Origin of the sequence: Paenibacillus ottowii (assembly GCF_050516475.1) — a bacterium.
GTDB classification, from domain to species: Bacteria; Bacillota; Bacilli; order Paenibacillales; family Paenibacillaceae; genus Paenibacillus; species Paenibacillus ottowii.
The window spans coordinates 281,061-292,246 of sequence record NZ_CP191577.1; the positions used below are offsets into that span (position 1 = coordinate 281,061).

Annotated in this window: 9 protein-coding genes; 5 read left to right on the forward strand and 4 right to left on the reverse strand. The window is 44.3% G+C overall.

Going from position 1 to position 11,186, the window contains the following annotated elements:
- Positions 1-2 precede the first annotated feature (2 nt).
- The 3 genes from ACQQ6X_RS01295 to ACQQ6X_RS01305 form a co-directional block, all read right to left on the reverse strand.
- Complete coding sequence (locus tag ACQQ6X_RS01295) at positions 3-1,211, reverse strand: Ger(x)C family spore germination protein (protein WP_305167727.1); 1,209 nt, start codon at positions 1,209-1,211, stop codon at positions 3-5.
- Positions 1,208-2,749, reverse strand: a complete 1,542-nt coding sequence (locus tag ACQQ6X_RS01300) for a spore germination protein (protein ID WP_305167728.1) — start codon at positions 2,747-2,749, stop codon at positions 1,208-1,210. The genes ACQQ6X_RS01295 and ACQQ6X_RS01300 overlap by 4 nt, the downstream gene beginning before the upstream one ends.
- Positions 2,750-2,995: 246 nt before the next feature.
- The gene (locus ACQQ6X_RS01305) at positions 2,996-3,652 is read right to left on the reverse strand and encodes a DedA family protein (protein ID WP_305167729.1); all 657 of its coding nucleotides are present in this window, start codon (positions 3,650-3,652) and stop codon (positions 2,996-2,998) included.
- A gap of 145 nt (positions 3,653-3,797) precedes the next feature.
- Between ACQQ6X_RS01305 and guaA the strand changes: the two genes are divergently transcribed.
- A complete protein-coding gene (gene guaA / locus ACQQ6X_RS01310; protein ID WP_305167730.1) occupies positions 3,798-5,336 on the forward strand; it encodes a glutamine-hydrolyzing GMP synthase in 1,539 nt (512 codons plus the stop codon).
- 90 nt (positions 5,337-5,426) lie between these two features.
- On the opposite strand, the gene ACQQ6X_RS01315 is transcribed toward guaA, so the two are convergent.
- Positions 5,427-6,557 carry a Gfo/Idh/MocA family protein gene (locus ACQQ6X_RS01315; RefSeq protein ID WP_305167731.1) on the reverse strand — a complete coding sequence of 377 codons (1,131 nt, stop codon included), beginning with the start codon at positions 6,555-6,557 and terminating at the stop codon, positions 5,427-5,429.
- Between the two features lie 130 nt (positions 6,558-6,687).
- Here ACQQ6X_RS01315 and ACQQ6X_RS01320 point away from each other — a divergent pair, with 130 nt between their 5' ends.
- The 4 genes from ACQQ6X_RS01320 (at position 6,688) to ACQQ6X_RS01335 (ending at position 10,487) form a co-directional block, all read left to right on the forward strand.
- On the forward strand, positions 6,688-7,533 hold the full coding sequence (locus ACQQ6X_RS01320) for a LysR family transcriptional regulator (RefSeq protein WP_305167732.1): 846 nt from the start codon (positions 6,688-6,690) through the stop codon (positions 7,531-7,533).
- Between the two features lie 19 nt (positions 7,534-7,552).
- Positions 7,553-8,224, forward strand: a complete 672-nt coding sequence (locus tag ACQQ6X_RS01325) for an SGNH/GDSL hydrolase family protein (RefSeq protein ID WP_305167733.1) — start codon at positions 7,553-7,555, stop codon at positions 8,222-8,224.
- Between the two features lie 271 nt (positions 8,225-8,495).
- Positions 8,496-8,861 carry a MarR family winged helix-turn-helix transcriptional regulator gene (locus ACQQ6X_RS01330; RefSeq protein ID WP_305167734.1) on the forward strand — a complete coding sequence of 122 codons (366 nt, stop codon included), beginning with the start codon at positions 8,496-8,498 and terminating at the stop codon, positions 8,859-8,861.
- A gap of 255 nt (positions 8,862-9,116) precedes the next feature.
- Complete coding sequence (locus tag ACQQ6X_RS01335) at positions 9,117-10,487, forward strand: NCS2 family permease (protein ID WP_305167735.1); 1,371 nt, start codon at positions 9,117-9,119, stop codon at positions 10,485-10,487.
- The last annotated feature ends 699 nt before the right edge of the window (positions 10,488-11,186 follow it).

Consider the following 11,186-nt stretch of genomic DNA (forward strand, 5'->3'; position numbering starts at 1 on the left):
GCTCACTCCTTCATTCGTTTTTGGAATGATTCTAACAAGGAACCAATTTTCCGGATCCTGGTTTTTGCCTTATATTCAATCTTTAAATCCATAAAAGGATTTTCTTTTTGTTCTTTTAGTTTTTTCCACAGCTCTGGTTTGGACTGGTGGATCAGCTGACCAAAGCCGAAAATGTCTGATTTAAACTCATTCCGAACGGTCTCTACGGAATGCTTCATAATTTCAATGATTTTTTCATTGCTTGCAGCTTCGATTTCTTTAATATCCGCCATACTACTTAACTTTATATGCTGGCAGTTAACCTCTCGTACTGTGCTGTTGTTAGTAACTGATATGGAGATAACAGGCTCTCCATCACGAATAAGCACCTTTTTTTGGGTATCGCTGCTTAAGGTTAATAAGGCAATGTCCCCCCCTCCTTGACAGTCGGCGTGTCCCGTAGTAGAAACCACCTTATTTCGGATATAATTGAACCCTTTGCTGTCTTGATCATTGATCCAGCCCAGCAAGCGGTCTTTTTTTAAGACACCAATGCCAGAGAACCTTAATATGGTGCCAGGAGATATGCTTTTGGTGGCATCCACACCCTTTTCATTGGACGATTCTATATCTCCTACAGCTTCCAATGCGGGCAGGGTAGACTGGATGTCAGGATTAGCCAAGTCGCTAAGCAGTTGATCCATGGTTACTTTGGTGGCCGGAGCCCATGTTTTAGTTAAGGTATCCAATGAAGCAAACATTTTATTGGCAGGCAACTTTTCCAGTGGAGTGGGGATCTTTAACATGGTAGAGGCCTTGTTATTTTTGGCTATCGCAATATAAAAGTCGCTTCTGGTAAAAGGCTCTCGCATTAAGGTTTCAATCGCGTCAGAAATCCCTCTTCTCGCATACTCCTCACCTAAAATCAGCATCCGAATATGAGATAAATAGATGGATCGCGGACTTGTATCCGTCATTTTTTGAATAGCCTCTTGAATCGTGGGCGCAGTAGCCTGATAAGTGACAACCGGCGAGCCGGAACTGGGTGAGGATTTGGAGGCTACTGCAGAAGGAATGACCACCTGTGCAGTCACCTGATACTGGTTTCCTTCCATATCCACCCCGATCCCGATAGCGATGCCCAACTCGTTTAATTCTTTTCGATCCCAGCATCCACCCAATAATACGGAAATCAGTCCCCAGACGAAGAGCAAATGTATGGTCTGTTTCATGATTGATCCCTTCTGGCTTTTGGTTTATTGCCAATCCGTCTTTTTTTCGTTTTTTGGCGGATCGTATTTTGGATAGGGGTGGATTGAGGTCGTGACTTCATATGAGACCAAGGTAGGCGAAACAGCGTATCTTTCAAATCGCTTTCCACATATGGGCCGAATGGACTCATATAAGAGACACCAAATGATCGCAGACTGGTTAAGTGCAGCAAAAGTACAATGATCCCCATCAATATTCCAAGAAGTCCGAAGGCTGCCGCTAGCATCATTAAGGCGAAGCGTACAATACGAACCGCTATCGACAAACCGTTTTCTGGAATAACATAGCTGGAGATCGCTGTGATCGACACAACAATGACCATAGCCGCCGAGACTACTCCTGCATCTACAGCTGCTTGTCCAATGACCAGTGTACCTACAATCGAGACAGCCTGTCCGACGGTCTTGGGAATTCGAACCCCTGCTTCACGCAAAATTTCATAAGTAATCTCCATAAGCATCGCCTCGACAAATGCCGGGAACGGTACGCCTTCCCTTTGTGCGGCAAGACTGATCAAAAGGTTTGTCGGAAGCATCTCTTGATGAAAGGTAGTTATCGCAATATAAACTGCGGGTGCAAGCATGGCGATAAAAAAGGAAAAGAATCGCAGCAAACGCAGCAACGTGCTGATGTCAGCACGCTGGTAATAATCCTCGGCCGACTGGAAAAATTGAACGAACAACGCAGGTATTAACAAAACAAAGGGTGTTCCATCCACCAATATAGCAATTCGGCCTTCCAGCAGGCTGGCAGCGACTGAATCCGGACGCTCGCTGTTATAAATGGTCGGAAATGGGGTGAAGGTTTCATCCTGAATCTCCTCTTCGATGTAACCCCCTTCCAGGATTCCGTCAATATCAATTCGGTCCAAACGATCTCTTAGTTCCTGAATAACTTCTTCGTCAGCAATTCCTTTGATATACATTACAGACACATTGGTATGAGTCACTTGACCGATCTGTCTTGTTTCCATCCACAGCCGCGGATCACGGATTCGTCTACGAATTAGAGCTGTATTGGTACGCAAATTTTCAGTAAACCCCTCCATGGGACCCCGTACAACTGTCTGGGACTGGGGTTCGCTGACATTCCGATCCTCCCAGCCGACCGCATCAATCCATATGCCTTTTGTATATCCTTCCAGCAAAATGATAATACCGCCGGATAGCATCCGGTTGAATAGAGCGTCCATTTCGTCCAGACTACCTGAGTGCCCCGCAATTAAAACCTGATCCTTCAAATAATTAAATGGTTCTATGCCCTCAGGTACATGATGTTCGTTTACCCGCATTAATGAACGCAGAACGGAATCATGAAGTAATTGAGTGTTGACCAGACCATCGATATAAAACAGAGCTGCCGGCCATTTTTGCATCCATAATAGCTCTTTAATGATTACATCTCCGCTGTTCCCAAAGGAGCTCTCGATATGATTTACGTTATCTTCCAAGTTAGAGGATACATGAGTAAGTGGACAACTTTTATTCAGATTCGGCATACGTAAAATCCTCCGATATTGGAGTTTGTTGGCTTAGTATGCTCTGAAAATATGAATTTATGCTTGACCCATTGTATTTACAGGGTCCATTGTTGGGTATGCTGACGACGTAGAGTCAAGATATCATCAGATTGTTATGTTTGGAGTAGGGGAAGCGCTCAAATGATGAAGCCATGAATATGGGGGCGGCTTAAGGAGCGGGGGAGTATAGTAATATCTTTCGTGATTTCGGTATATTATGCCAAACTATTTCTTGTCATCCTTGTTGCTGGTTTTTACCGACTTTTTAGATTTGTATAGCGTTCCAAACAGAAAGGCCCTCCACCGATATATAAAATACAGCAGGATGATGAATCCTACGGCAGCCGCGATTCGCAACGCATACAGTTCTACCAGATGGAAAATGGCATCCCACTGCGGACCAAACAGCTTGCCGATGCTTAGAAAGAGGATGACCCAGAATAAAGCACCGCTGTAAGCATACAAGACAAATTTACGGAAAGAAAGAGCGATAATTCCAGCAAAATAACCAGTAAAATGCCGGACACCTGGGATGAAATATCCAAGGAAAATAAGCCAGTATCCATAACGTTGAAACCATTTTTGTGTTTTCTGAAGCTTGTCCGGCGATAGCAAAACCCATTTGCCGTATTTCTGAATAAAGGGGAGTCCAGCCCATTTTCCAATAAAGTAGGTAATGGTCATACCGATGGTTGTGCCCAAAAAAGCTAGCAGCACTAGATTGCCGAAATCCAGGGTACCGGCATAGGAGAGATATCCCGCATAAGCCATCGTGGTTTCCCCGGGAAAAGGCAAAGCAATAAACTCCAGTAACAAGCCGAAAAAAAGGACGCCATATCCATATTCTTCGAACAATTGCGCGATCCATTTCAGCACATCCATCGTGTACACTCCTACGGGCAAATTAAGTAATTTAGAATCAATTTATTTTATCAATCTTTTCATGACCACTCAACTATGGTTGATTTCTTGACGTGTTGTTTTGTCGTTGCGTATAATGAAACGAACAATTGAGGGAGGCACGGTAATGAATAAGCCTAATGAAATCGTTGTAGTTCTCGATTTTGGAGGACAATACAACCAGTTAATTGCAAGAAGAATTCGGGATCTCGGCGTATATAGCGAGCTCCTTCCATACAATACGCCCGCGGAGAAGCTGAGAGAGCTGGCGCCGAAAGGAATTGTTTTCTCAGGTGGACCTTCCAGCGTATACACAGACAATGCTCCTCAGGTGGATCGGGCAATTTATGATCTTGGCATCCCTATCTTTGGTATTTGTTATGGCATGCAGCTGATGGCCCACCAACTGGACGGTAAAGTAGAACGTGCGGGCAAGCGTGAATATGGTAAAGCAGACGTGCAATTCAATGAGGGCGCTCGGTTGACTAAAGGACTGGATTCTCGTCAAACGGTATGGATGAGCCATGGCGACCACGTTACAGATTTGCCAACTGGCTTTATACTGGATGCAGGAACAGAGAGTGCGCCGATTGCCGCAATGAGTAACCTGGAGCGGAATCTGTATGCGGTACAATTCCATCCAGAGGTGCGGCATTCTGTTCAAGGTAATGAGATGATTAACAACTTCCTGTATGAAGTGTGCGGTTGTGAAGGCAACTGGACCATGGAGTCGTTCATTGAAGAGCAAATCCGTGAAATTCGTCAGCAGGTAGGCGACAAGAAAGTACTGTGCGCTCTAAGTGGCGGCGTGGATTCCTCCGTAGTAGCCATGCTTATTCACAAAGCGATCGGTGACCAACTGACGTGTATGTTCATTGATCATGGACTGCTGCGTAAAGGTGAAGCCGAAAGTGTAATGGAGACGTTCGTTGGTAAATTCGATATGAAGGTTGTTAAAATTGATGCACGTGAGCGTTTCCTCTCCAAACTGGCAGGAGTGGATGATCCGGAACAAAAACGTAAAATCATCGGTAACGAATTTATTTACGTTTTTGAAGAAGAATCAGCTAAATTCGATGATTTTGACTTCCTGGCACAAGGCACGTTGTACACAGATATTGTAGAGAGCGGAACAGCAACGGCGCAAACTATCAAATCGCACCATAACGTGGGCGGTTTACCAGAAGACATGAAGTTCAAACTGATCGAGCCACTGAATGCGTTGTTCAAGGATGAAGTGCGTAAAGTCGGTGAAGAATGTGGACTTCCGGCCGAAATTGTATGGCGTCAGCCATTCCCGGGCCCGGGTCTTGCCATTCGTGTATTGGGCGAAGTGACAGAGGACAAGCTCAAGATTGTCCGTGATTCTGACTATATTTTGCGCGAGGAGATTGCCAAAGCAGGTCTGGATCGGGAAATTTGGCAATACTTCACCGCTTTGCCGAATATGAAGAGCGTTGGCGTTATGGGCGATGCCCGTACGTATTCCTACACGGTAGGTATCCGTGCAGTAACCTCAATTGACGGTATGACCGCTGACTGGGCACGTATCCCTTGGGACGTGCTGGAGAAAATCTCCGTTCGGATCGTCAACGAAGTGGACAACGTCAACCGCATCGTATACGATATCACTTCCAAACCACCAGCAACCATCGAGTGGGAATAGGATTTTAACGACTAATATGATAAAGATGAAGAACCTTTCCATTCACCACATCGATAGTGGTGTTGAAAGGTTCTTTTTTTACCATCTACCTTACAATACAATCTTTTTCCCGGTTGCAGCCGATTCCTCAATGCGGTCCAGTAGCTGATGCAGCTGTAGTGCATGGTTGAAATCGGGGGCAAGACGGGTGTCCGTCAAAATATCGCTGGCAAATACGTGATGAGCCTTGGCTACATTCAGGGTTACCCCTTCTTTGGGGAAATCCAGGCGAGCATCAGGCTCAGCTGCTATGTATATTGTTTCAAAAAAGCCATTAAGCACATGACTTTGATGATTTCCCTGATCATATACAAGTTTTTCAAGCGTCAGGTTCCCAAATTGAACATGTCCAAGCGAAGGATTTTGGCTCAAACGTAAAATGCCCTTTTTCCCCTGAATCTCTAGCTCAAACTTAGAATTCACTCCACCCTGAATGTGAACTGATACAGGAATTCCTTTTTCCAACAATCCGTGAATCAGAATTTGATCTGCTGTATCCTTGGGAATGATTTCACCCGTTTCCTGAATCATGGCTTCGTTATAACGGGAAGATGTGATAGCCGACAGTTCGCGGAATTCACCAACGATGTATTGCAGCGCGTCTAAAGCATGTCCTCCGTTAATGGTCAGCAGGTTGGCACCACTGGCTCTATTGAGCAAATAAGCCGTATCCTGATCTGTTCGTCCTCCTTTGCCAGAAGTAGCTACTTGCATATGACAGGATACAATTTCACCAATTATCCCGTCCTCGACCAGCCTCTTCATCGTTTGCACCTCAAAATCCTGCCGTGCCTGCAAGCCAACGGTATGATGAATGCCCGCCAGTTCCGCTGCTCTAGCCATTTCAGCAGCTTCCGCAGTGTTGGCCCCCAGAGGCCACTCACAGAAAATATGCTTTCCCTCTTGGATAGCCGCCATTACGGCCTCGTGATGATGGGGAACTTTTATGCTCACCACGACCATATCCACATCCTTGGAGGCTGCAAGCTTTTTGGCATCGTCAAAAGCCAATGGCGCCCCCACGTCCTCTGCACTTTTTCGTGCACTGTCCATACGGGAAGTGCCGATAGCTGTGATATCCAAGTTTGGGTGTCTGAGTAAAGCCGGAATATGCGTTTGGCTGGCCCATTTATTATTCATTGAACCTCCTATGATACCTGCACGAATCTTCTGCTTAACCATGTGCCATCCCTCCTGATTTTAAAATGTGGGTAGAAAATAGTGCTCAAGGCCAATATAATACACTTAACTCATAAAGAATAATGTTTGTTAATGATGTTGATATCATTTTTTTTTGATGGGGGGTAAAGATGTGGATATTCAAAATATGCAGGCATTCGTTTCAGTGGCGGAGCTTAGAAGTTTAACAGAAGCTGCCCAAAAGCTGAATCATCTGCAATCGAATATGACGGCTAAAATAAAGAAGCTGGAGACCTACTATGGCACAGCGTTATTTTACCGAAAGCCTCGTGGTATGGAACTGACACCCGCCGGAGAAATTTTATATGCTCAGTACAAGCAAATTTTAACGCTGTGGCAAGACACAGAAATGAAAATGAGACCCCACGAGGAAAAACTGCGCATCGGCACGATGCAGTCCATTGTAGCGGGCGGAACAACAAGGGCACTAACGAAGGTGTACGAGATGTACCCGCAGGCTTCGGTGACATTAAAAACGGGAACCACCACGGAAATGGAGCAATTCATCCTCGACGGCGAGCTTGATATTGCTTTTGTTACAGGATATCCTACCAACCCATATATTCATTATCAAAAAATATGTCGTGAAGAGCTGGTGCTGGTGGGGAAAGGTATACACGAAGGCTCGGATCTCCAACAGGTACTGCAAGGAGCTTCTATTATCATATTGTCGGATAGCTGCCTGTACCTCACGCATTTAGAGAAGATGTATCAGGACATGCAATTGACCCATGGCGAGGTTGTCGAGGTTGGAATATTCGATACGATGGTGGAGTTCGCTCTGATGGGAATGGGAATCACCCTTATGTCTAAAAAACTGGCGAGGCAGTTTAAAGTATCGTCCTATTTACCCGTTCCCCCAACCTTCGGCTACATGGATACATATTTAATATCTCGTCCAAATCACGAAATGACAGCGATTGAACATAAATTTATCGAAATCAATAATACGATCTAATAGGTAGGAGTGGAGTTGATTGACAACTAATCAGGGCAAGTACCAAGGTAGCCATGCTGTATTTCTGGGCGATAGCATTACGTTTGGATATGAATTGAGTGATGGAGAAAAACCTTACCCCCATCTTGTGAGCGACGCACTGGGATTCCTAACCTTTGAGAATCACGGCATATCCGGCAGCAGTGTAGCCAGCGGCGGTTTTGAACCGATGTGTGAGCGTTATGAGAAAATGAACCCTCATGCGGACGTGATCTTTTTTATGGGGGGAAGAAACGATTTTTCGATGGGAGAAATACCGTTCGGTAGCTTGGATACGCCATCAACAGAAACGCGTACGTTTTATGGTGCGCTCAAGCATATTGCCGAAGGACTAATTAACCGTTACCCGGACAAGCTGATCGTCTTTTTGACTCCGCCTCACGGATCAAGTGATACGGTTCCTGAGTATCTGCCTAATGCCATTACTGGTCAAGTCTATAGCGCGTATGCACAGGCCGTGAGAGAAGTAGCCTCGCTGTATTCTTTCCCGTGCTGCGATCTGTGGAATATCGCCGGAATTCAACCACTATTGCCTGTACATAAACAGATGTACTTTACAGGGGAAAATGGTGTTCCTGACGGCCTGCACCCGAATCAGGCAGGCCACGAGCGGATGGCGGCCCGTATTATCGGATTTATGAATACACTGTAATTTGGACCATTTCATCGTTTTATCGAATGACCCTACTAACTACAACTACAAATTCTAGAATGCTCAGGCTATTCGTTTAGCTTGAGCATTTTTTCTGATTGTAGGATTTGTATATACAGACTTGTCTCAGGACTTGTATATTTTTAGTGAGAGTGTATAATACTTGATATATCAATTGATAGGTCAAGTATCATAAGGAGGAGAAGTAGTCATCGAACATTGCTCTGAAAAAAGCCAGTTATTTTATCGCATGCATCTTTTGTGTAAAGAAATGAATAATGCTTTTGAAGCACAGTTAAAAACTAGCTTCACCAAGGTCGAAATTTTGTATCATATTAATCATCGTCAGGAACTAAGTCAGCTGGAGCTTCAACATCTGCTCGTTCTGGATGGGGCAGCGGTAACCCGGCATCTGAAAAGGCTGGAAGAGGAAGGTCTTATTTTACGCAGTAAAAAAGAGCAGGATAAGCGTGTGACTTATATACGTTTAACCGAATTAGGAATTCAAGAGCTGCAAGTTTTGACAGAGCAAAGAGAAGCCTTTCAAGAAAAGCTCCTTGCTAAGTTTGACGATGAGGAAATTGTGGCTTTAACAAATGCACTACAGCGTATGTCAAGCAATGTGAAGAATATGTAAAGTGTGCAAAAAGAAATGATCTTAAAGGCATCTGATTATCCTAAATGATAACCCGCCAGCTGAATAATAGCTTGCGGGTTATCTATTTTCCGAACAATACATATGTGTTCAATTTGTAACATTCGCTTTTTCTGTTGACAAGCCGTAGGGGAGAGCCTAAAATAACGGATGTAATACAGCGTATAGGAATGCGAATATTACAGCAATTGAACGACAACAATACGAGTATGCTTTGCGTAGGAGGAATTACGACTCATGGAGCGTTTCTTTAAATTAAAGGAACATGGCACGAACGTCCGCACTGAGCTTATTGCGGGGATCACTACTTTTATGACTATGGCTTATATTCTGGTGGTCAACAATACCTTTTTGGGACCCACTGGAGCGGGGATGCCTAGTGAAGCTGTTTTCTTTGCGACAGCAGTAGGTGCAGGCTTAGTTACCATTCTGATGGGCTTGTTTGTAAATGTACCGATCGGTATGGCACCCGGGATGGGCTTGAATGCTTATTTTATGACTGTAGTCTTGAGTTCTAATGGGATGATTACTTGGCAAGCGGCACTTGGCGCTGTATTTATATCCGGTATCGTCTTTCTGATTTTGACCGTTACCCGGGTAAGACAGATGCTGCTTGTTGCGGTTCCGGAAAATTTGAAAACAGCTATTACAGTTGGTATCGGCTTGTTTGTCACAATTGTAGGCTTCAAGCTTTGTAATCTGGTTATGGTGAGTATCGTTCCAGGGACCGATGTTGGTCATCCAGTTCCGGGTCATGCTTTTAATTTGGTTCTAGGTAGTCTGGTACATCAAAAAGATGCGCTGCTGGCGCTAATCGGGTTGCTCATTATTGCAGCGTTGATGGTCGTTCGGGTCAAAGGTGCATTACTGATTGGAATCGTAGCTACTACATTAATCGGGATTCCGATGGGTGTAACGAATCTGAGTAGTTTGACAACAGGCCACTGGATTCCAGACTTCGGCAACTTGGCAGTGGGGCAGTTAGACTTGAAAGCAGCTTTGCATATCGGTCTGTTTGATATTATTTTTATCTTCACATTTGTAGAGCTTTTTGATACGTTTGGTACGTTGGTGGGTACAGCGACGCGTGCAGGCATAATGAAAGATAAGAAAAAGGGCGAAAAAATTATCGGTAAAGCGATGCTTGTAGATGCTGTTGGTGTAAGTACTGGTGCAGTGTTGGGTACAAGTACAATTACGGCATTTGTAGAAAGCTCCGCAGGGGTAGAAGAAGGTGGACGTACAGGTCTCACTGCTGTAACGACAGGCGTGTTGTTCTTGTTGTCCCTTTTTATAGCTCCGTTGGCTCTGGTTGTGCCTTCTGCAGCTACTGCTCCGGCTCTGATTATCGTTGGGGTGCTGATGATGAGTCAGGTTCGCAATATTGAATGGGATAACTTCCTGTTGGCATTCCCGGCATTCCTGACCATCGTTTTAATGCCTTTTACAGGTGGAATAGCGAATGGTATCTCTGCTGGGATTCTGTCTTACGTTGTGCTGGCGGTGTTCAGTAATCTGTTTACCAGTAATAAAGTTAAAATTCACTGGCTTATGTGGGTGCTTGCTATTATTGTAGTGATCCGCTTTGCCTTTATGGGTTCCGAATAATTCAGTAGATAAAAGAATCTCTTTCCTGTTGTTTTAAGGAAGGAGGTTCTTTTTTTTAGTTAATCACGAGTAGAATCAAAAGGAGTAATATATGAAGGGAAACAAATAATAAATATATGTTGTGAAATTTCATATAAATAATGCTTGCAAACTAAAATTGAATATGATATATTCTAATTCCGGCCAAGAAACACATAGTTGTGAGCCATTGATTCAAAAAGATTTCAAAAAAAATGCTTGCAAAGTTGGTTCGGACATGATATGATATAAGAGTTGATGAGGCGATGAGCTGATTCGAAAGATTTGATCTTTGAAAACTGAACAACGAGTGAGTACGGATTTTGTTTACAAAATCCAATGCTGAAATTTTGGTACATGCCATCTGGCTGTATGAAATGGAAGCAAATAAGAGATATTTTATCTCGTCAGTTTCAAAATGAGCTAATCGCTCTTTCAATATACCAACTTCGGTTGGTCTTTAATGGAGAGTTTGATCCTGGCTCAGGACGAACGCTGGCGGCGTGCCTAATACATGCAAGTCGAGCGGGGTTATTTAGAAGCTTGCTTCTAAATAACCTAGCGGCGGACGGGTGAGTAACACGTAGGCAACCTGCCCACAAGACAGGGATAACTACCGGAAACGGTAGCTAATACCCGATACATCCTTTTCCTGCATGGGTGAAGGAGGAAAGGCGGAGC

What these genes read in the sequence shown, in the direction of transcription:
- ACQQ6X_RS01295 (WP_305167727.1), bottom strand. Translation starts at nt 1,211, where the DNA reads ATGAAACAGACCATACATTTGCTCTTCGTCTGGGGACTGATTTCCGTA.
- ACQQ6X_RS01335 (WP_305167735.1), top strand. Translation starts at nt 9,117, where the DNA reads ATGGAGCGTTTCTTTAAATTAAAGGAACATGGCACGAACGTCCGCACT.
- ACQQ6X_RS01330 (WP_305167734.1), top strand. Translation starts at nt 8,496, where the DNA reads ATGAATAATGCTTTTGAAGCACAGTTAAAAACTAGCTTCACCAAGGTC.
- ACQQ6X_RS01315 (WP_305167731.1), bottom strand. Translation starts at nt 6,557, where the DNA reads ATGGTTAAGCAGAAGATTCGTGCAGGTATCATAGGAGGTTCAATGAAT.
- ACQQ6X_RS01300 (WP_305167728.1), bottom strand. Translation starts at nt 2,749, where the DNA reads ATGCCGAATCTGAATAAAAGTTGTCCACTTACTCATGTATCCTCTAAC.
- ACQQ6X_RS01305 (WP_305167729.1), bottom strand. Translation starts at nt 3,652, where the DNA reads ATGGATGTGCTGAAATGGATCGCGCAATTGTTCGAAGAATATGGATAT.
- guaA (WP_305167730.1), top strand. Translation starts at nt 3,798, where the DNA reads ATGAATAAGCCTAATGAAATCGTTGTAGTTCTCGATTTTGGAGGACAA.